This window comes from Streptomyces sp. NPDC048288 (genome assembly GCF_043201555.1).
Taxonomy (GTDB): Bacteria; Actinomycetota; Actinomycetes; order Streptomycetales; family Streptomycetaceae; genus Streptomyces.
This window is the reverse complement of sequence record NZ_JBICZD010000007.1, coordinates 260307-280982: the sequence shown is the minus strand read 5'-3', so window position 1 is coordinate 280982 and position 20676 is coordinate 260307. Positions and strand designations below refer to the sequence as shown.

Below are 20676 nucleotides of genomic sequence, written 5' to 3'. Positions count from 1 at the left end.
ACAGCCCGACCCGTCTGCCGCTCCGCAGGTCAGAGGTCATGTTTTCTAGCTGAACAAACCGTCCGGGAAGAATCCGGGGCGAATCCTGCGCGAATCCGGAGTGATCTCGTGTCCCCTTGCGAAGCGGACTGATGTCGGTCCGGAGGGTGAGGGCGGATTCCTCTGCTGGGCCTGCCCGAGGGCTGAGCACCAGGGCACCGACCTGTCGCGACGGCAGGCCGACGAACTCCGGGCCGTTGCGCCGGCACCTTCGGCCACCCGCTGGGTCCTGCGCCGACCGCACCCGGCCTCCCGAATGTACGCAAGGCGTTCAGTCATCTCACACAAGCCCGTTCCTGGACGAATTCCTACTGTGGCGCAGAACGGAGCGATGTGGCGGACCGCCACCGACCGCGAAGGAGACCCGGATCGTGAGCACACACCTGACGACAGCGGCGACAGGCCCGCTGATCTCTGGCAGCACCACGACGCCGGTCACGGGCTGGCGAAAGCGGGCGGCTTGCAGCGGCGCCGATGTCGAGACGTTCTTTCCGCTCCCCGGCGACTGGTCCGACAGGCGACGCGCACTCGAGATGTGCGGCCGATGTCCGGTGCTGACTCAGTGTCGCCAGTACGCGATCAGTCATGGGGAACGGCATGGAATCTGGGGCGGGCTGACCGAGGAGGCCCGCGAAAGAATGATGCGCCGGAAGTGACGTGCCCCGGCACCGCACACGGTGCGGTCTCGTCCCCAGCCGGACGGCAGACGCCGTAGTCCCGGGGGCGGAGGAAGCGTGGGACACGTCCCGTTCAGCTTCGGACCCTGCGGTGAGCGTTGCCGGCATCTACTGATCGTCGACCGGGACCGTCCCCGAACCCGCCGAAGCGGCAGCTACGGCCGCGGAGAAGGCGCGCGCAGAGATACGGCTGCGAAAGCTGCGCGAGCCGGCGCCGGACGAGGCCTTCGGCGCCGACCAGGGCTGAAGCGAGCGCCGGCCCGCCACCCCGCACATGACCGTTGCGGGCCTCCCGTCGCCTGCCTCGACGACCTGGAGCGGACCGATCCGATCCTGACCACCGGTCCGTTGTGGGCGCGGGAACGGCCGGTGAACAAGATCCGCTCCGCGTTCACCACGACCGGGACGGCCCACGGCGGCCAGGAGTCGGCGATCCCGGCGATCAACGAAACTTCCGTCACTGGGGCGCGATCATCGTTCCGCCCGGCTACGCCGAACCCGTTCGGTTCCAGGCGGGCAGCCCCTACGGCACCAGCCGCGTCTCCCCGGAACGGCGAGATCCCGCCGGGACCGGTCGAACCGGCCGCCATGGACTTCCATCCCGAAGGACGAGAGCCCGGGTACGTGTCCGGGCCTGCTGCCGGGACGGGTACAACGCTGATCCCGCGTTCCGACGAAGTGCCCCACCCGTACTCATGTCGGGTGGGGCACTTCGTCGGTCGCGGGGTCCGGGGCCTTGCCCGGCTCAGACGCCCACCGGCTCTGCGCCGCCGACGTCCTGCAGGACGCGACGTTCCTGGAAGGACGCGGTGATGCCCCCGATGCCGTAGACGATGCTGAACAGCCCGAAGACGGTGGCCAGCGAGACCGCACCGATGTCCGGCCGGACGAACAGCACGAAGGCCAGCGCGACCGACACCAGGCCGGTCAGGATGAACAGGGCCCGCTCACCCGGCTTCTCCCCGCGCTGGAAGGCCAGGCCGATCTCCAGGCCACCCGTCAGCAGGGCATACGCGGCGATCCAGATCGTGAGGGCCATCGCCGTGATGCCGGGCCAGGCCAGGGCGACCACGCCGGCGACGACATCCAGCAGGGCAAGGAGCAGCCAGCCGAAGACCGGACCCACCCGGTCGCTGCTGAAGGCGCGCATGGTGTCCGTCGCCGCGCCCATGAACGCGTAGACGGCGAACAGGATGACGAAGGCGCCGATGGTGATGCTGGGCCACACTACGGCGACCACTCCGACGGCAACCGCCAGCAGACCGCGCCAGAGCAGTGCGTTGGGCGAACTGAGCATGATGATCTCCCACTCGATGAAAGTCTCGCCTGGGTCCGGACGCGAAGCGAGGGATGCCGGTGGTGCCGTCCGGCTCTGCTCGAGTCGTGTCGTCCACCCTGAACGCTAGGGCGGCCGGCCTTGCTGCTGATCCGTCATCCGACTGCGTTCCCTACTTCATCCCCCGGGGCGGATCGAGCCGTGTCCGGGCCTGCTGCGGACATGCAGGATGCGGTGCAGTCATGTGACGGAAGCCCGGGCCCGCGCCCCGGCGAGAGCATCGGTGCTGTCCGCGCAGCAAGGAGTCCACATGGTCACAACAGCGCCAGTTCGTCCGGGTGTCGAGGACCGATGGCGCCGCTCGGCATCGCCGCTGCGGTCGCGGCAGTCCGCCCGGGGCCGAGGGGAGAGCCTTCGCCCTGCGGACATGGGCGAGCGCATGGGTGATCCGACCGGCGGCCGACCGTGATCGAAGGCCGACGCATCCACCTCGCCACGGACGTCGTCAGCCACTCCGCCCCGGGCGCCGCGGGCGCCCCGCAGGGCCCGCCGGATCCGGTGATCGACGCCCCGCAGCAGCAACCGGTCCGCCGGGCGGCCGACCTGTGGCGGCTGCTGCTGTCCCTCGCCGCGCTCACGGCGACGGTGCTGCTCGCGGTCGTGACGCGGGATTTCGCCCGGTCCGCGCAGGAGGGGCTGCTCAGCGCGGCGACCGCGCTGCCGCCCGGGCTGCGCGACGGTCTGGTGGGACTGGTGCAGGGGTGCGCCCTGCTCGCGCCGACCTCCGCACTGGCACTGTGGGGTACGCGGCGGCGGATCGACCCGGTCCAGCGGGTGGTACCCGCGGCGCTGCTGGGCGCGCTGACCGCATGGTCCCTCACGCACCTCGCGCTGGCGCGCAGCAGGCCGGATCTGTGGCCGGAGGTACTGGCCGGCCGGGCCGGTCTGGTGCACGCGGGCTGGCCCTCGGCGGTCTACCTGGCCGCCTGCGCGGCGGCGGTCGTCGGGGCGGGTCCGTGGCTGGGGCCCCGGGCCCGGCGGGCGTTGTGGTCGCTGACCGCCGCGTGTGCGGTGTTGAGCGTCGCGGCCGCCGCGATCGTGCCCCTGGACGCCGTCGCGGCGCTCGCCGTGGGTGGCGCGGCGGGGTCGGCCGTGCTGTTGCTGGGCGGAGCCCCGACGGACCGCCCGGCGGCACAGGCGGTCGCCGACGCCCTGGTCGCCAGCGGAATCCCGGTCTCCACCCTGCGTGAGCTGCCCTCGGACGACCAGCGTCCCGGTGCGGGGACCGTCTACCACGCCGAGACCGCCTCCGGTTCCCGGCTGGCGGTACGGGTGCTCGCCGCCGAGGACCACAACCGCGATCTGTTCCACCGGCTCGCCCGTCGGACGCTCCTGCGCCACCCGGCCGACGCGACAGCCCGGTCACCGCTCGGGGCTGCCGAGCACGAACTGCTCATGCTCGTCTTCGCGGCCCGGACCGGCGCCCGGGTGGACGAGCCCGTGATGGCGTATCCGGTGGCCGGGGGCGGCGCGCTCGTGGCGACCGTCGAGAAGGGCTCCCGTGTGCTGTCCTCGCTGCCGGACTTGGAGCTGACCGACGACGTGCTGGAAGGCGTGTGGACGTCCGTGGCCCGACTCCAGGAGCACCGGCTCGGTCACCGGGCACTGCGCCCGGAGCACGTCCTCGTCGAACCGGGCGGCGAGTCCCGGCTCTTCGCGTTCGCGCGCGCCCAGCTCGACGCTCCCCCCGAGGTGCTCGGCAGCGACATCGCCGAACTGCTGGCGACGACCGCGATACGGGTCGGCCCCCAGCGCGCCACCGTGTGTGCGCTCGCCGGCCTAGGACCGGACCTGCTGGCGACCGCCCTGCCCTACTTACAGCCGCTCGCCCTGTTCGGCCCGGCGCGGCACGACGTCGCCCGGTACGACCAGGCCCGCGCACGCGCCGCCAGGGAGGGTGCCCGCCGACGGCGGACGCTGCGTGCCGGCGGCCGTCCGAGTCTGCTGCGTGATCTCGCCGCCGAGGTCGAAACAGCCAGTGGTGCGCCGGCGGCCGCGTCGGCGCATCTCGCGCGCTTCACCTGGAAGAGTGTTCTGGGCCTGCTGGGCGCGTTCCTGGTCCTCCACCTGGTGCTGCCCCAGTTCGCGAACGCTCCGGCGGCTCTCGACGCGCTGCGCGACGCCAACTGGTGGTGGGTGCTCGCGGTGCTGCCCGTGACCTTCGTCTCGCAGGCGTTCTCGACGTGTCTGCAACTGGGCACCATCCCCGACCGGCTGCCGTTCCTGCCCACGTACTGGGTGCAGTTCGCCAGTTCCTTCCTGAACCGGATCACCCCGGGCAACGTGGGCGGCATGGCGCTCAACCTGCGCTATCTGCAGAAGACGGGGATCGAGACCGGTGCCGCCACGGCCTCCGTCGGGCTGCAGAGCCTGGCCGGTGCGGTCTCCAACGCGGTTGTCGCCGCGGTCTTCTTCGCCTTGGCGGGGCAGCACCAAGGCGGAGTGCGTCCGGACCTGCCCTCCGGCCAGAAGGTGCTGTGGGCCATCGCCCTGACGCTCGCCGCCGGGAGCCTGCTCGCGCTCACCCGGCCCGGCCGGCGCTTCCTGGGCGAGAAGGTCTGGCCGTTCCTGCGCGCGGCCGGGTCGACCATTGCCGGGATCGCCTCCCAGCCGGCCAAACTCGCGGTGGGCGTCACCGGCGCGCTCGGCCTGCCTCTGGTCCAGGTCGTCGGTATGGCGCTGAGCGTCCACGCGTTCGGCGGCGGGCTTGCCTTCCTCCAGGTCGGTGCCGCGTACATGGCGGCCCGCCTGATCGCCGGCGCGGCTCCCGTGCCGGGCGGTCTGGGCGCCCTGGAGGCCGGTCTCATCGCCGGTCTGACCACGCTGGGCATGGCGGCCGGGGCGGCCACGTCGGCCGTCCTCGTCTACCGGCTCCTCACGTTCTGGCTCAACGTCCCCATCGGCGCGGCGGCGCTCGGGGACGTGCAACGCCGGAACTACGTCTGAAAGAAGACTCGAGTACGCAGAACGAGCAGCCGATACCGTCGCCCACGCTGCTGTTCAGGACGCGGGCCCTTCGTGCCCACCGGACCGGAGCGGCTCCCGCGAGGATGTCGCTCGTAGGAGGGATGAACATGGCTGGGCTGATCGGTCGTGACTCCGAGACGGCTCAGCTGGAGTCGCTGTTGGACGGCGCGTCGGCCGCCTCCCCGGCCGGCGGGGCACTGCTGGTGCGCGGCGAACCCGGGATCGGGAAGTCCGCGCTGCTGGAAGAGGCGGCCGGCCGGGGACGGGACCGCGGGATGCTCGTGCTGAACTGCTCGGGCGTGAGCGGTGAGGCGCATCTCGCGTTCGCCGGTCTGCACCAGATGCTGTGGCCGGTGCGTGCCGATGCGGACGCGCTTCCCGCCGTTCAGCGGAACGCGCTGTTCGCCGCACTCGGGCTCGTCGACGCGCCCGTCCCCGGCATCCACCTCGTGGGGCTGGCCACGCTCGAGTTGCTGACCGAGTGTGCCCGGCGGGCTCCGGTGCTGATGGTGGTCGACGACGTCCATTGGCTGGACCGGCCGACGTCCGAGGTGCTGGCGTTCCTCGCCCTCCGGCTGCACGCGGATCCCGTCGTCCTGGCGGCCGCGTGCCGCGACGGCGAGGGGGACGCCGGTCCGCTCGACACGGCAGCCCTGCGGGAGCTGCGGCTCGGGCCGCTCGACCCCGCGGCGGCAGCCGCCCTGCTGGACTCCTACGGCAGGCTCGACCCTCGGACGCGCGGGCGCGTACTGGAGGTGGCGGTCGGCAACCCGCTGGCGCTGGTGGAGCTGCCCACGGCGCTGCGCGGCAGGCCCGATGACACCGACCCGCCCGCGTGGCTGCCACTGACGGCCCGGCTGGAGCGGGCGTACGCCGACCGGCTGGCCGGGTTGCCGGAGGCGAGTCGGACCGCGTTGCTGGCCGCCGCTCTCGGCGGCGACGCGCTGGCCGAGGTGCTCGACGCGGCAAGCCGGGTGGCGGGCACTGAGGTGTCCGCGGCGGATCTGGCCCCCGCCGTGGCGGCGGGGCTGGTCGAGATCGACGCGGCTCGGGCGCGGTTCCGGCACCCGCTGGTCCGCTCGGCGGTCCACGAGGCGGCGAGCGCGGCACGGCGCGGGCAGATGCACGCCGTGCTCGCCGAGGTGCTCGCCGACGCGCCCGACCGCGCGGTCTGGCACCGGGCGGCGGCCACGGTGGGTCCGCACGAGGAGGTGGCCGCCGATCTGGCACGGGCCGCGGCGAGGGCGCAGCTCCGCGGCGCGACGTCGGTGGCGGCAGCGGCCCTCGCGGAAGCGGCCCGGCTCACCGCGCAGCCGGCGCGGCGTGGGCATCTGCTGCTCCGCGCCGCGGAGCAGAGCCATGAACTCGGCCAGTGGCAGACCACGCTGAGGCTGCTCGACCAGGCGGAAACACTGGAGCTGGACCTGGGGGATCAGATCCAGCTGCGCTGGTTCCGCGAGGTCCTCAGCCCGGCCAGCAGCACCGGCACGCCACCGCTCGCGGATTTCGCCGACATGGCCGACCGGATGCGTCGGGCCGGGGACACCGAGTTGGTGCTGGACGCGCTGCTTCGCGTCGTCATGCGCAGTTGGTGGTCCAGCCCGGAACCGGAGTCCTACCGGCGGCTGGCCGTGGTGGCCGAGGCGAGCGCCGCGTACGACGCCGATCCGCGCCTGTTGAACATCATGGCGCTGGCGGATCCCCTCGGGCGCGCCGCGGAGGTGCGCAGCCGGCTGAGCGACTGCCCGCCCGCCGTCGTCTCCGCCGCCGGCTACCTCCTCGGTCTCGCCGCCCAGGCCGCCGGGGCCACCGACCAGGCTCTCGCGTTCCACACCGCCGCGAGCGCGACGCTCCGGGAGCAGGGTCAGCTCGGGCTGCTCGGCGAGTGCCTGCTCGCCAAGTCGTGGGTGGCCCTCCTGCTCGGCCGGCTCGACCTCGCCCTGGCGGCGGCGGACGAGGGCGGCCGGCTTCTCGCCGAGACCCGCATCCCGTTCTGGGCGACCGGCACGCAACTCGTGACGGCGATCGTGGCCGGCCGGCGGGGCGATGCCACGACCGCCGCCGACCTGACCGGCCGGGCCGAGCGGGTGCTCGCGACCGCCGGCATACCGTCCATGCTGACCCAGGTCCACATGGCCCGCGGCGCCGCGGCTCTCGACGCGGGCCGCTTCACCGAGGCCTACGAGCAGCTGGCGCGCGTCTTCGACCCCGACGACATCACCTACCATCCGCAGATGCGGGCCTGGGCGCTGGCCGAATACGTCGTCGCGGCGAGTCGCAGCGGCCACCAGGACGCCGCTCGCGCGCGCTGCGCCGAACTCAGCGAGGTCGCGGCCGCCACCGGCTCCCCGCTGCTGAGCGCAGGCCTCACCATCGCCGCGCCGATGCTGGCCGATGACGACGACGCCGGGGCGCTGTTCGACGAAGCGCTGCGCGCCGACCTGAGGGCGTGGCCGCTGCATCGCGCCCGCCTCCAGCTGGCGTACGGCGCCTGGCTGCGCCGCCACCGCAACGTGGTCGAGTCCCGTACGCCGCTGCGCGCGGCCCGTGACATGTTCGACGCACTCGGTGCCACCGTCGAAGGAGAGCGCGCCCGCCAGGAGTTGCGCGCCTCGGGCGAGGAGAGCGGCGGGCGCGTGCCCGGCGTGCTGGACCGGCTGACGCCGCAGGAGTGGCACATCGCCCGGCTCGCGGCGCAGGGTCTGTCCAACCGGGAGATCGGCCAGCAGCTGTACCTGTCGCACCGGACGATCAGCAGCCACCTGTACCGGATCTTCCCGAAGCTCGGCATCACGTCGCGTGCGGAACTGGCCGCCGTCCTGGCGACGGCCCCGGACGCGGAATCATGACGTCGGATCACGGCGTCGGATCACGGCGTCGGATCACGGCGTCGGCCTCGGCCACGACCGCTGGGACGCGCTCACCGACCGGGGTCGCTCGCCGCCAACGCTTCGCGGAGCTGTGCGCGTGAGGTGATGCCGAGCTTGGGAAAGATGTTGTACAGGTGTGAGCTGATGGTCCGGTGCGACAGGTACAGCTGCTGGGCGATCTCCCGGTTGGAGAGCCCCTGCGCCGCGAGCCGGGCGATCTGCCATTCCTGTGACGAGAGTTGCGGCGTGCCCTGCGCCCGGACGCGCTTCGTCTTCAGACCGGTGGCCCGCAGCTCACGGCCGGCCCGAGCCGACCAGGCCGCGGCGCCCAGTGTGTCGAACACGCTGAGCGCGGAACGCAGCGTGGTGCGCGCCTGAACCATGCGCTGCCCGCGGCGAAGCCACGCACCGTAGGCGAGGTCGAGCCGGGCCCGGTACCACGGGGAGGCCGCCGCGCTGATCTCGAACGCTTCCCCGAACAACTGCTCGGCGTCGCCGTCGTCGGCGAGCGCCACCCGCGCGTAGTACATCGCGCGCATCACGCCCCCGGCGGGTGTACTGTCCAGCACCGGCTCCAGTCCCGCCAGGATCGTCCGGCCCTCCGCCACGTTCTCGCTCGCGGCGGCCGCCTCGGCGAGGTAGTCGATCGCCCAGACCTGCTGCACCGGGTGGTAGGCGTGGTCGCCCTCGTCCATCATGCGCCGGAGCTGGTGGAAGGCGTTCTCGGGCTGCTGACGGCCGAGCTCGATGAGTCCGTGGGAGAGCTGGGCGCCGTTGATGACCGCCTCGTTGCCGCTGAGGAGGGCGACCCGCTCCGCTTTCGCCAGCAGCCTCTCGGCCTCCTCGGTCTGGCCGCGGAGGCCGGCGAGATTGGCCCGGCCGAGCGCCGCGCACGCCTCCCACACCGGCTGCCGGGTCTCGGCGGCCAGCCGCTCGGCCTCCTCCGCCGCCGGACCGGTGAGGTCCCAGCGGCCGAGGTACATGGCGGCGAACGTCTGCAGGACGAGGACCTGGGCCAGCAGCCCAAGCCGTCCCTGCAGGCGCAGACCGTCCAGGGCGGGGCGGGTGAAGCGCAGGGCCCGGCTGAACTCGCCGCTGACGAACGCCGCGCGTGCGAGCAGCCCGGTGGCCGCGGGGTCGACGTCGTCGCGCTCGGCCCACTCGGCAAGGCTGCGGACGACATGGCGGTGGCGGGCGAACCCGCCGCCCACCGCCCATGAGGCCAGCAGCCGGGGGTCCGCGTCGCCCAGCGGCAGGCTGCCGGTCAGGCTGTCGGCCGTGGTCACCACGTCCGTGCGGATGGCTTGTCCCGGCTCGGACCACCAGCAGCGGATGGTGGCACCGACCAGCAGATCGGCGGCCAGGTCGAACTCACCGTCGCCCCGTGCGCGGACGGCCGAGGCCAGCAGCCGCCGGACGCCGGCCACGTCACCGGGGGTGCCGTCGTCGAAGGCGCTGTCCAGCCAGTTGAGGCGAGCCTTCGCGGCGGGGTCCAGCCTGAGGGCACGGGCCCGGTCGATGAGCTGCTGAACGCTGTCGGGGCGACCGCGTTCGAACGCGATCTCCGCTGCCCGCAGCAGCCTTCCGCCGCGGTGGCCGTCGTCCGCGGACAGTTCGGAGGCCCGCTCGAGCCACGTCTCGGCCGAGGACGGCGCGCCGCGTTCCAACGCGCGCTCCGCGGCGGCGTCCAGCGCCTCCGCGACCTCCTCGTCGACTCCCGTCGTGGCCGCCGCCAGGTGCCAGGCGCGGCGGTCCGGATCTGCGCCGAGAGCCTTCGCCAGGGCCCGGTGAGCGGCGCTCCGCTCCTGCGGAGTCGCGGACTGCCAGACGGCCGAGCGGACCAGCGGGTGCCGGAACTCCACCCGCGGGCCGTCGACCTTCAACAGGTCCGGCCTGATGTCGAGTACAGCCTTGTCCGACGCGGCCCCAGGCCCCGCGAGGATCTTCGCCGCGGCGTCGAGATCCCTGACCCGGTCGCCGTCGTTCACGGCCGCGAGCAGGAGCAGCCGCCGGGCTTCGGGACCGAGTTCCGTCAGCCGGGCGGCGAACGCCCGCTCCAACTGCGTGGTGAGCGGCAGTACGTCGAACGCGCCCGTGGGGTGTCCCTTGAGGGCGAGCGGCAGTTCGACGAGTGCCAGCGGGTTGCCCTTCGCCTCGTCCAGGATGCGCCGTTCGACCACCGGCGACAGGCTCGGGGCATGCAGCGCGAGCAGCCTGCGTGACGCCTCCGGGTCCAGCCCTTGCAGGACGCTGAGGCCGACAGCGGGATCGCCCAAGGCGCGGTCCTGGTCCTCGGGCACCGGTCGCGACGCGATCAGGAGGACGACGGGTTCCGAGTCCAGCCGCCGGGCCAGGAACTCGATGGTGTCCCGGCTCGCGGCGTCCACCCACTGCATGTCGTCCACGATCAGCAGCAGCGGTTGCGCCGAGGCGGCGTCGGCGATGAGTTCGAGGGCGGCAAGAGCCACGAAGAACCGCTCCGGCGCCTGTTTCGAAACGCTCATGCCGAAGGCGCCCAGCAGTGCTTCCCGGTGACCTTCGGACAGCGCGTCCGCCTTCGGCAGAACTTTCCGCAGGAGATCGTGCAGGGCCGCGTAGGGAAGATGGCGTTCGGACTCCGCACCCCGGGCGGTCAGTACGGTCATGTCGCGGCGCCGCGCCTGAGTGGCCGCGGCCGCCAGCAGTGAGGTCTTGCCGATGCCCGCCTCGCCCCTGATCACGTGGGTGCGACCCCGGTCGGAGACGGTGTCCAGCAGGCCCGTCACCAGGCCGAGATCGGCGTCGCGGCCCACCAGGTTCCGGCTGCGTGAGCTCTCGGTCATCGCGCGCATCGCCGCCCTTCGCCGGGGCCCGCAAGGCGCCCACCGCACATCTTCAGTATTTCTTCAGTCACCTTACTGAGGACAGGACGTACTGATCTTCATATCTTCACCACAGGTCGGATCGGGAAGTTGGGGGCTCGGATGGTCGACTTTGATCTCGCTGGCCGGACCACCGAGCTCACGGCATTGCGGGACCGGATCCACCGACTTCCCTCCCAGGGCGGCGCACTTGTGGTTCGCGGCGAGCCGGGGATCGGCAAGTCCTCTCTGCTGGATGCGGCGGCGCGGCTGGCCGAGACGGTGGGGCACCGCGCGCTTCAGGCCACCGGGTTCGAGTCGGAGGCCAGGATTCCGTTCGCCGGGCTGCACCAGTTCCTGAGGCCGGTGATCCATGCGGCGGATCGGTTGCCCGCGACCCAGCGGCAGGCGCTGCTGTCGGCGCTGGGTGTCGACGACGGGCCGTCTCCGGAGCTGTTCAAGGTCGCTCTCGCGGTGCTGAACCTGCTCGCGGAGCTGGCCACCGAGCGTCCGGTCGTGGTGGTCGTCGACGACGTCCACTGGCTCGACCAGTCCAGCCAGGACGTGCTGACGTTCGTCGCCCGCCGGGTCGACCGCGACGCCGTTCTAGTCGTAGGGGCGATCCGCAACGGTCACGCGAGCCCGTTCGCCGGGGCCGGACTGCCCGAGTTCGAGGTGGCCGCGCTGGGCGACGCGGCCGCGCGCGAGGTGCTGGCCACGCGGGCCGCCGATCTGAGTGCCGCGGACCGGGACCGCATTCTGCTGGAGGCGCGGGGCAACCCGTTGGCGCTCGTGGAACTGCCGGAAGCCTGGCGGACGTTGGGGGCCGCGGGCAGGCGAGCGCCCCTGTCGACGGTGCCGTTGACCGCGCGGCTGGAGCGGGCGTTCGCGGGCCGGGTCGGCGACCTGCCCGGCGATGCTCGTGACGCCGTTCTGGTTGCCGCCGTCGACTATGACAACGATCTTTCCGAGATTCTGGCGGCGACCTCGGTCCTGTCCGGGCGGCCGGCGGACGTCGGCGTGTTCCACGCCCCGATCCAGGCCCGGCTCCTGACGGTCGACGGAACACAGGTGCGGTTCCGCCACCCGCTGGTCAGGTCCGCCGTTCTGCAGGAGGAACCTCTGGCGCGTCGGCTCGCGGCCAACGCGGCTCTCGCGAAGGCGCTGGACGCCGACCCCTACCGGCGCACCATGCACCGGGCCCAGTCGATCCTCGGCCCCGACGACGAGGTCGCCGACGAGCTCGAGGCCACGCACACCATCTCCCTCAGGCGCGGTTCGGTCACCTCCGCGGTCTGGGCGCTGGAGCGTTCGGCGCAGCTCACCACCGACTCGGCGACGCAAGGCAGGCGACTGCTGCTGGCGGGGGAGCACGCGTTCGGGCTCGGGCGGGCGGACATGGTCGACCGGCTGATCACGGCCGCCGCGCGCACCGAACTGACGGAGCTGGACCGGGCCAGGATGGAATGGCTCAGGGAGATCTTCAGCGACGGTGTCCCGGGCGACGCCGGGCGCGTGCTCGAACTGTGCGAGATCGCCGAGCGATCGGCGGCCGCAGGCGACTTCGACCTGGTGCTCAACCTGCTGCTCGGCGCCGCACTGCGATGCTGGTGGGCCGATACGGGTCCGCAGGCACGGACGCGGGTGGCCGCCGTCGCCGAGGCCCTTCCCGTACCCGCGACCACCCCGCGCCGCCTTGCGGCCCTCTCGGTCGCAGAACCGGTTCTGCGCGGTGCCGTGGTCCACGACGTGCTCACCCGGATGTCACCGGCGGGCGACTACGACGCCGACGCCCTGCGGCTGCTCGGCATGGCCGCACATGCGGTGGGCGACGCCGTCCGCGCCGTCGACCTGCTGAGCAGGTCAGCACAGAAGCTCCGGGAAGAAGGCCGGCTCGGCCTGCTGTCACACGTGTTGACCATGCAGATCAACAACTATCTGTGGATGGGCGACTGGGACCGCGCGCTCGTGGTCTCGGAGGAGGGCCACCGGATCGCGGCGGACACCGGGCAGCCGGTGTGGACCACCGGGTCGATGAGCCAGGAGGCGATCCGCTTCGGGCTGCGCGGCGAGACCGAGCGGGCGCTGAAGATGGCGGCACAGGTGGAGGCGGAGGCCGGTCGTGACCGGCTCAACGACCTGCTCTGCTGTGTGCAGCTCGCGCGTGGCCTGGCGTGGCTCAGCTCCGGGCAGTACGAGTTGTCGTACGAGGCGCTGCGCAGGCTCTACGACCCTGCCGACCCCTCCTATCACCCGCGGGAGTCCTTCGACGGAGTGATGTTCTTCGCCGAGGCCGCCGCGCACAGCGGCAACCGGCAGGACGCCGCACCGGTCCTGGCCGAACTGGAGCGCGTCGCCCGGATCACGCCCTCACCGCTCCTGCACATCCATCTGCTGTACGCCCGTGCGGTACTCGCGGAGGACGCCGATGCCGAGAAGTTGTACGCCACCGCGCTCGGCCACGATCTCAGTCGGTGGCCGCTCGTCCGCGCCAAGCTCGAACTGGCCTACGGCGAGTGGCTTCGCCGGCATCGAAGGGCGGCCGATTCCAGGACCCCGCTGCGCTCGGCCCTGACCACCCTCAAGCTCATCGGCGCCACCGCCTGGGCGGAGCGGGCCCGCGCGGAGCTGCGGGCATCCGGCGAGCGCATGTCCGAGCGCCAGGCCTCGGCCCTCGACGAGCTCTCGCCGCAGCAGCTCGAGATCGCCAGGCTCGCGGCCGACGGCCTGTCCAACAAGGAGATCGGAGAACGGCTCTACCTCTCCCCCCGGACCGTCGGCTCCCATCTCTACCGGATCTTTCCCATCCTCGACATCACCACCAGGGCACAGCTCGCGGCCCGGCTGGAGGAGAGGTGAGCGGGCGGGAGGACGAGCCGCCCTCCCCGGGCAGCGTTCCTTGAGAAGCCGCCCGGGGAGCACGTTGCGCGGGGCGCCGGTGCCGCCATGCCGCCCCAGGTCCTGCCGAACACGCCGTCCATCAGCAGCATCGCCGTGTCGCAGCGCACGCCGTCGGCCTGGTCGCCGATCGGCCCCGGCGTGTCCACCGCCACCGTCCACGGCTCGTCGCTGACGGCGTTCAGCCGGACCACGTCCGGCCAGGGCGGGGAGTACGGGGCCCGACCGCGGGCGTAGACCTGGCCGCCGGCCTCGATCGATCCGCCGATACGACGCCTCACCGAAGCGGCGTATGCGGGCAGCGGGTGCGCCGCTTCCGTCAACCGACCGTGGACGACACGGCCGCACAGGCAGGCGGAGGCGGCCGTGGGCGTACTGCAGACGCCGCCCCAGTCGTTTGACCGAAGCCGTGGGCCCGTACCCCCGGCAGGGTGAAGGCGGTTCGGTCCCCGCCCGCACCGCCGGAGCGGGGCCCGGGATCCGCCCTGCTCACCCCGCACGTCGTGCCGGCGAACGGCACACGTCCGTCGACGAAGGGACGCACCATGGCCGACCAGGTGCCTCAGACTCAGCCCGCACCACCCGCTGCCGAGAAGGGCGGCGCCACGGGCCGCCTCGCCGAACTCTCCCAGAAGGCCCAGGAAGCGCAGCGGACGGTGGAGGCGAGCGTCGCCGAGGACCGGCAGAAGCTGTCCGCGGCCGTGTCCGCCGCGAAGGACAAGGCCGAGCAGGGCGCCCAGAAGCTGCAGGCGGGCGGCAAACAGGCCGAGGAGAACGTCGTCGGCAGCTGGAACCAGGTGCAGACGTCGTGGCACGAGCATGTCGCCTCGACCCGCAAGAAGATCGAGGAGCGCAAGGAGGAGCGGGATCTGAAGCGCCTGCAGCGGGCCGCCGACGACGCCGAGGACTACGCCGTCGACGCGATCACCTTCGCGATCGCGGCCGTCCAGGAGGCCGAGTACGCCGCCCTGGACGCCGTTCTGGCCAGGGCGGACGCGGACGACGCGGCGGGCGGCTCGCAGTGAGCCGCTGACCGGCCCCGAACGCCGGCGGACAGCGAAGACGCCCAACCCCGAGGAGGTCCGGCGAACATGTCTGCAATTCCGGTCGGCGGCCTGGTCCCCCAGGCCGCCGACGATCCCGCTGAACTCGTCGTCCGCAACGCGAAAGTCCACACGGGGGACCCGGGCCGCCCGCAGGCCGAGGCCCTGGCCGTCCGCGGCGGCGTCATCACGGTCGTCGGTGACGACACGGACGTCGCCCCGCACATCGGGCCGGCCACCAAGGTCGTGGACGCCCTCGGCCGGCGGATGGTCCCGGGCCTCAACGACGCGCATCTGCACGTGATCCGCGGCGGGCTCAACTACGTGCTGGAGCTGCGCTGGGACGGGGTGCGTACGCTGGCCCAGGGCCTGGCGATGCTGCGGGAACAGGCCGCACGCACCCCGAAGGGCCAGTGGGTGCGGGTGGTGGGTGGCTGGTCGGCCGAGCAGTTCGCCGAACAACGGCTGCCGACCGTCGCGGAACTGAACGCCGCCGCCCCCGACACACCGGTGTTCGTGCTGCACCTGTACCAGTCGGCGATCCTCAACCGGGCGGCGCTGAAGGCGGCCGGATTCGGCAAGGACACGCCCGACCCGAAGGGCGGACAGATCGTACGCGGCCGGGACGGGGCACCGACGGGCATGCTGCTGGCCGCGCCCAGCGCCCTCATCCTCTACTCGACCCTGGCCAAGGCGCCGGTGCTGGAGGGCGACGACCGGAAGACCTCGACCCGCCACTTCCTGCGCGAACTCAACCGGTTCGGGCTGACGTCGGCGATCGACGCCGCCGGCGGCTTCCAGAACTTCCCCGACAACTACGCCACCGTCATCGAACTCGCCGAGGCCGGGCAGCTGTCGCTGCGCATCGCCTACCACCTGTTCCCGCAGACCGCGGGCCAGGAGATCGACGATCTCACCCGCTGGATCTCCATGGTCCGCCCCGAGGACGGCGACGCGTGGCTGCGGCTGAACGGGGCGGGCGAGAACCTCACCTGGGCGGCGGCCGACTTCGAGAACTTCACCGAGCCGCGTCCGGAGCTCGCCTCCGGCTACGAGGCCGAGTTCGAGAAGGCGGTGCGCCTGCTCATGGAGAACGGGTGGGGGTTCCGGCTGCACGCCACGTACGACGAGACCATCCGCCGCGATCTCGCTGTCTTCGAGAAGCTCGCCGCGGAAGGACTCTTCCCGGCCGGGAACCGGTGGCTGTTCGACCACGCGGAGACCGTCTCCGCCGACAGCCTGGACCGCATCGCCTCCCTCGGCGGCGCGATGTCCGTCCAGAACCGCCTGTCGTTCCAGGGCCGGGCGTTCCTGCGCCGCTACGGACCCGGTGCCGCCGCCGACGCCCCTCCCGTCCGGGCCATGCTGGACCGTGGCCTGACCGTCGGCGGCGGCACCGACGCCACCCGGGTCTCGTCGTACAACCCGTGGGTCGCGCTGCACTGGCTGGTCAGCGGCCGGAACGCCGGCGATCTGGTCCTGCGCCCGCCGGCGAACCGCGTCGACCGGCAGACCGCGCTGGCGATGTTCACCCGCGCGGGCGCCGCGCTGACCGGAGAGGAGCAGGTCAAGGGCGTCCTGCGGCCGGGATGCCACGCAGACCTCGCGGTCCTGTCCGACGACTACTTCACCGTGCCCGAGCCTGCGATCGCGCACATCGAGTCGCTGCTCACGGTCGTCGGCGGCCGGATCGTCTACGCCGCCGGCGAGTACGAAGGCCTCGACGAGGAGCTGCCGTCGATCAGCCCCGCCTGGAGTCCGGTGGCGCACTTCGGCGGCTACCAGGCGGCCCACCCGGCCGCCGTCGCCGGCGCCCGCCAGGCGGAGCTGCTCGGGCAGGCCGTGGCCGAGTCGGAGCAGCATCGCCGGTGGCGCGTGGCGCGCGGTCTCGCACCGGACGGCCCGAGTTCGGTCTTCGACCCCTGCTTCGCCGTCTGAACTCCCCGGGACGGGCCTGGCGTTCGAGCCGCCCTTCCGGGAGACCGATCACCGGCTCCCCACCCAGAAAGGTCCACCCTCATGGTAGATATCGCCGAGGTCACCGCGGCTCCCAGCCCCGACCTGCTCACCCCCGACAACTGCGCGGTGCTGTTCGTGGACCACCAGCCGCAGATGTTCTTCGGCACCGGAAGCGGCGACCGCACCGCCATCATCAACGCCACGGTGGGGCTGGCCAAGTCCGCCAAGGCGTTCGACGTACCGGTCGTGCTGAGCACGGTGGCCGCCGAGTCCTTCTCCGGCCCGATCATGCCGCAGCTGCCGGCGGTCTTCCCCGACCAGAAGATCATCGACCGCACCACGATGAACGCCTGGGAGGACGTCTCCTTCGTCGCGGCCGTCAAGGCGACCGGCCGCAAGAAGCTCGTCATGGCCGGGCTGTGGACCGAGGTCTGCGTCGTCCTGCCGGTGCTCTCCGCACTCGCCCAGGGCTACGAGGTCTACGTGGTCACCGACGCGTCCGGCGGCGTCAGCCCGCAGGCCCACGAGCACGCGATCCAGCGCATGGTGCGCGCCGGGGCCGTCCCGGTCACCTGGCTGCAGGTGCTGCTGGAGCTGCAGCGGGACTGGGCCCGCACCGAGACGTACGGCGCGGTGACGGACGTGGTGAAGGAGAACGGCGGGGCGTACGGCCTCGGCATCGTCTACGCGCAGGCCGTCTTCGGCGCCCACGCCGCCGGCTGACCGGGACACGCGGACGTCAGGGACGGGCAGGGCGCGATGGACGCCGGACTGTTGGTGCTCCGGCTGGTGGTGGGGCTGCTCATCGCCGGCCACGGGGTGCAGAAGGTGAGCTTCCGGCTCGGGGGCAACGGCTTGGCGGGCGGGACCGAGGAGTTCCGCCGCGACGGGTTCCGCGGTGGCCGGCTGACCGCGCTCGTCGCGGGCGTCAGCCAGCTCGGCTCCGGCCTGTTCCTGGCGGCGGGCCTGCTCACACCGCCGGCCGCGATGGCCGCCATGGGCGTGATGACGGTCGCGGCCACCGTGAAACGGCCCCATGGCCTGTGGGTGCAGCACGACGGCTACGAGTACCCGCTGGTCCTTGTCGCCGTCTGCGCCGCGCTGGCCCTCACCGGGCCAGGTCGCTGGTCCCTCGACCACATGCTGGGCCTCACGCCGTGGCCGGTGTGGGTCGCCCTCGCGGCGATCGTGACCGGCCCCGCGAGCGGACTGCTGACCCGCCTGGTACTGCACCGGGAAGCCACCGCACCGGAGGGGGTGTCCCATGCGCAGGCTGCTGACTGACGCCGCCCGCACGCTCGCGCCGCCGACGGGGGACCGCCACGGCCCGCTGCCTCCGCTCCTGCTGACGCTGACCGTGGTCACCGGGCTGGTCGACGGGGTGAGCTATCTGGGGCTGGGGCACGTCTTCGTCGCCAACATGACCGGAAACGTGGTGTTCCTCGGTTTCGCGCTGGCGGGCGCCCCCAGCCTGTCCGCGCTCGCCTCCGTCGTCGCGCTGGCGGCGTTCCTCCTCGGCGCACTGGCCGGCGGCAGGCTGGGAGGCCGGTACGCCGCGAACCGCGGACGCCTGCTGACGGCGGCCACCGGCGCGCAGACGCTCCTGGTCGCCGTCACCGTCGCCGTCACGGCGGCCACGGACGGCGAGGTCACCACCGCCGTCAAGTACGCGCTGATCACGGCGCTCGGGCTCGCCATGGGACTGCAGAACGCGGTGGCGCGCCGCCTCGCCGTCCCCGACCTCACCACGACCGTGCTGACGCTGACGCTGACGGGGCTGGCCGCGGACTCGGTCCCGGGGCCCGACGCGGCGCCGCGGCAGGGCCGGCGGATCCTGTCCGTGCTGGCCATGCTGGTCGGCGCCCTGGTCGGCGCGGCGCTCCTGCTGCACGGACATCTGGTGCTCGTCCTGGGCCTTGCCCTGCTGCTCCTGGCGCTCACCACGGCGGTGACCCGGCGTCTGTCCGCCACCGGCGCGCCATGGACCCGGCCGCCGTCCTGAGGCTCACGCAGTCTTGACCCCGTTCGGACAGAGGCGCCGTCCTCCCCGACGGGCTGGACCTGTCCCTCACCCGCCAGGAGCTCGTGATGTCCGCGCCCGCCCCCACCCGTACCAATCGACTTCACGCATGGCTCCTGGAAGGCCTGTCGGACATGGCCAGGCACCAGACGGGGCCGCAGGCGGAGAAGCGCAGCGCCCACCAGGGGCAGCCCTGGTGGCGGGTGATGTGCCTCACCGGCGTCGACTACTTCTCAACCCTCGGCTACCAGCCCGGCATCGCCGCCCTCGCCGCGGGGCTGCTGTCGCCCGTGGCGACCATCGTGCTGGTCCTGGTCACCCTGGCCGGCGCGCTTCCCGTCTACCGCCGGGTGGCCGAGGAGAGCCCGCACGGTCAGGGCTCGATCGCCATGCTGGAGCGGCTGTTGCCCTTCTGGAAGGGCAAGCTGTTCGTCCTGACGCTGCTCGGCTTCGCCGCGACCGACTTCCTCATCACGATCACCCTGTCCGCGGCGGACTCCTCCGTCCATCTGCTGGAGAACCCGCATGCGCCGCACTGGCTGCACGGCCGGCAGATGCTCGTCACGCTGCTGCTCATCGCGCTGCTCGGGGCGGTGTTCCTCAAGGGGTTCCTGGAGGCGATCGGTGTCGCCGTCGCCCTGGTCGGCGTCTATCTGACGCTGAACGCGGTCATCATGGTCACCGGCCTGTGGCAGCTGGCGACCGAAGAGCACGTGATCACCGACTGGACCACGGCGCTCACGGCGGAACACGGCAACGTCCCGGCCATGATCGGCGTGGCGCTGATCGTCTTCCCCAAGCTCGCACTCGGCCTGTCCGGGTTCGAGACCGGCGTCGCGGTCATGCCGCACGTCGAGGGCGACCCGGGCGACACCGAGGAGCGGCCGAGCGGCAGGATCCGCGGCACCAAGAAGCTCCTCACCACGGCCGCGCTCATCATGAGCGGGTTCCTGATCGCCTCCAGCTTCATCACCACCCTGCTCATCCCGGCCGAGGAGTTCGAGCCCGGCGGCGCCGCCAACGGACGGGCGCTGGCGTATATGGCGCACGACCATCTCGGCAGCGCCTTCGGCACCGTCTACGACGTCGCCACCATCGCGATCCTCTGGTTCGCCGGCGCCTCCGCCCTGGCGGGACTGCTCAACCTGATGCCGCAGTACCTCCCCCGCTACGGAATGGCTCCGCACTGGGCCCGCGCGGTGCGGCCCATGGTCATCGTCTTCATCCTGGTGGCGTTCCTGGTCACCTGGATCTTCGACGCCGACGTCGACGCCCAGGGCGGCGCCTACGCCACCGGCGTGCTCGTGCTCATCTGCTCCGCGGCCGTCGCGGTGACCATCGCGGCCCACCGGGCCGGACAGCGCAACCGGACCGTCGCGTTCGCCGTGATCTCGGTGGTGTTCGTCTACACCACCGTCGTCAACGTCGTCGAGCGGCCCGACGGCGTCAAGATCGGCGCCTGCTTCATCGCGGGCATCATGATCCTCTCCCTGGCCTCCCGGCTGGCCCGCGCCTTCGAACTGCGGGTCACCGGCGTGTCGTTGGACCCGATGGCGGAACGCTTCGTCCGCGACACGTCGCACCGCACCATCCGTTTCATCGCCAACGAGCCCGACGAACGCGACGCCGCCGAGTACCGGGACAAGATCCAGCAGATCAGGGCCGACAACGAGGTCCCGCCGGAGGACGACCTGATCTTCGTCGAGGTCACCGTTCCGGACCCCTCGGAGTTCGAGGCGTACCTGACCGTACGCGGCGACGTCCTGCACGGCCGCTACCGCGTGCTGACCGTGGAGCACTCCGCCGTCCCCAACGCCCTGGCCGCGTTCCTCCTGCACGTCCGCGATCTGAGCGGCCGGCGCCCGCACATGTACTTCGAATGGTCCGAGGGCAACCCCTTCGCCAACTTCCTGCGCTTCTTCCTCTTCGGCCAGGGCGAGGTCGCCACCGTCACCCGCGAGGTCCTCCGCGAGGCGGAGCCCGACCGGGCGAAGCGCCCTCGCGTCCACGTCGGCTGAGCGCCGCCT

General features: G+C 72.4%; 13 protein-coding genes. 10 read left to right on the top strand and 3 right to left on the bottom strand.

Going from position 1 to position 20676, the window contains the following annotated elements; all coding sequences use genetic code 11:
- Window positions 1-410: 410 nt before the first annotated feature.
- On the top strand, window positions 411-695 hold the full coding sequence (locus ACGFZS_RS26140) for a WhiB family transcriptional regulator (RefSeq protein WP_393659684.1): 285 nt from the start codon (window positions 411-413) through the stop codon (window positions 693-695).
- 766 nt (window positions 696-1461) lie between these two features.
- On the opposite strand, the gene ACGFZS_RS26135 is transcribed toward ACGFZS_RS26140, so the two are convergent.
- Window positions 1462-2013, bottom strand: a complete 552-nt coding sequence (locus ACGFZS_RS26135) for an HdeD family acid-resistance protein (RefSeq protein WP_393659682.1) — start codon at window positions 2011-2013, stop codon at window positions 1462-1464.
- Window positions 2014-2457: 444 nt separating this feature from the next.
- Between ACGFZS_RS26135 and ACGFZS_RS26130 the strand changes: the two genes are divergently transcribed.
- Window positions 2458-4998 (top strand): lysylphosphatidylglycerol synthase domain-containing protein, encoded by a 2541-nt coding sequence (locus ACGFZS_RS26130; RefSeq protein ID WP_393797185.1) that lies wholly within the window; start codon window positions 2458-2460, stop codon window positions 4996-4998.
- Between the two features lie 128 nt (window positions 4999-5126).
- Window positions 5127-7868 carry an AAA family ATPase gene (locus tag ACGFZS_RS26125; RefSeq protein WP_393797184.1) on the top strand — a complete coding sequence of 914 codons (2742 nt, stop codon included), beginning with the start codon at window positions 5127-5129 and terminating at the stop codon, window positions 7866-7868.
- A gap of 71 nt (window positions 7869-7939) precedes the next feature.
- Here ACGFZS_RS26125 and ACGFZS_RS26120 read toward each other — a convergent pair whose 3' ends face one another.
- Window positions 7940-10711 (bottom strand): ATP-binding protein, encoded by a 2772-nt coding sequence (locus ACGFZS_RS26120; protein WP_393797183.1) that lies wholly within the window; start codon window positions 10709-10711, stop codon window positions 7940-7942.
- A 141-nt stretch (window positions 10712-10852) separates the two neighbouring features.
- Between ACGFZS_RS26120 and ACGFZS_RS26115 the strand changes: the two genes are divergently transcribed.
- The gene (locus tag ACGFZS_RS26115) at window positions 10853-13588 is read left to right on the top strand and encodes an AAA family ATPase (protein WP_393797182.1); all 2736 of its coding nucleotides are present in this window, start codon (window positions 10853-10855) and stop codon (window positions 13586-13588) included.
- Here ACGFZS_RS26115 and ACGFZS_RS26110 read toward each other — a convergent pair.
- Complete coding sequence (locus ACGFZS_RS26110) at window positions 13519-13908, bottom strand: hypothetical protein (RefSeq protein ID WP_393797181.1); 390 nt, start codon at window positions 13906-13908, stop codon at window positions 13519-13521. The genes ACGFZS_RS26115 and ACGFZS_RS26110 overlap by 70 nt on opposite strands.
- 276 nt (window positions 13909-14184) lie before the next feature.
- Between ACGFZS_RS26110 and ACGFZS_RS26105 the strand changes: the two genes are divergently transcribed.
- From ACGFZS_RS26105 to ACGFZS_RS26080, 6 genes are all read left to right on the top strand, one after another.
- Window positions 14185-14652 carry a hypothetical protein gene (locus tag ACGFZS_RS26105; RefSeq protein WP_393797180.1) on the top strand — a complete coding sequence of 156 codons (468 nt, stop codon included), beginning with the start codon at window positions 14185-14187 and terminating at the stop codon, window positions 14650-14652.
- 66 nt (window positions 14653-14718) lie between these two features.
- The gene (locus ACGFZS_RS26100) at window positions 14719-16608 is read left to right on the top strand and encodes an amidohydrolase (protein WP_393797179.1); all 1890 of its coding nucleotides are present in this window, start codon (window positions 14719-14721) and stop codon (window positions 16606-16608) included.
- Between the two features lie 81 nt (window positions 16609-16689).
- The gene (locus ACGFZS_RS26095) at window positions 16690-17352 is read left to right on the top strand and encodes a hydrolase (protein ID WP_362594585.1); all 663 of its coding nucleotides are present in this window, start codon (window positions 16690-16692) and stop codon (window positions 17350-17352) included.
- 36 nt (window positions 17353-17388) lie between these two features.
- Window positions 17389-17913, top strand: coding sequence for a DoxX family protein (locus ACGFZS_RS26090; RefSeq protein ID WP_393797178.1), 525 nt, complete (start codon window positions 17389-17391; stop codon window positions 17911-17913).
- Window positions 17894-18631, top strand: coding sequence for a DUF1275 family protein (locus ACGFZS_RS26085; RefSeq protein WP_393797177.1), 738 nt, complete (start codon window positions 17894-17896; stop codon window positions 18629-18631). Before ACGFZS_RS26090 ends, ACGFZS_RS26085 begins: the two co-directional genes overlap by 20 nt.
- Before the next feature lie 86 nt (window positions 18632-18717).
- The gene (locus ACGFZS_RS26080; RefSeq protein WP_393797176.1) at window positions 18718-20667 is read left to right on the top strand and encodes an amino acid transporter; all 1950 of its coding nucleotides are present in this window, start codon (window positions 18718-18720) and stop codon (window positions 20665-20667) included.
- The last annotated feature ends 9 nt before the right edge of the window (window positions 20668-20676 follow it).

Coding starts and splice junctions, on each gene's coding strand:
- ACGFZS_RS26100 (WP_393797179.1), top strand. CDS start 14,719: ATGTCTGCAATTCCGGTCGGCGGCCTGGTCCCCCAGGCCGCCGACGAT.
- ACGFZS_RS26085 (WP_393797177.1), top strand. CDS start 17,894: ATGCGCAGGCTGCTGACTGACGCCGCCCGCACGCTCGCGCCGCCGACG.
- ACGFZS_RS26095 (WP_362594585.1), top strand. CDS start 16,690: ATGGTAGATATCGCCGAGGTCACCGCGGCTCCCAGCCCCGACCTGCTC.
- ACGFZS_RS26135 (WP_393659682.1), bottom strand. CDS start 2,013: ATGCTCAGTTCGCCCAACGCACTGCTCTGGCGCGGTCTGCTGGCGGTT.
- ACGFZS_RS26120 (WP_393797183.1), bottom strand. CDS start 10,711: ATGACCGAGAGCTCACGCAGCCGGAACCTGGTGGGCCGCGACGCCGAT.
- ACGFZS_RS26080 (WP_393797176.1), top strand. CDS start 18,718: ATGTCCGCGCCCGCCCCCACCCGTACCAATCGACTTCACGCATGGCTC.
- ACGFZS_RS26125 (WP_393797184.1), top strand. CDS start 5,127: ATGGCTGGGCTGATCGGTCGTGACTCCGAGACGGCTCAGCTGGAGTCG.
- ACGFZS_RS26115 (WP_393797182.1), top strand. CDS start 10,853: ATGGTCGACTTTGATCTCGCTGGCCGGACCACCGAGCTCACGGCATTG.
- ACGFZS_RS26090 (WP_393797178.1), top strand. CDS start 17,389: ATGGACGCCGGACTGTTGGTGCTCCGGCTGGTGGTGGGGCTGCTCATC.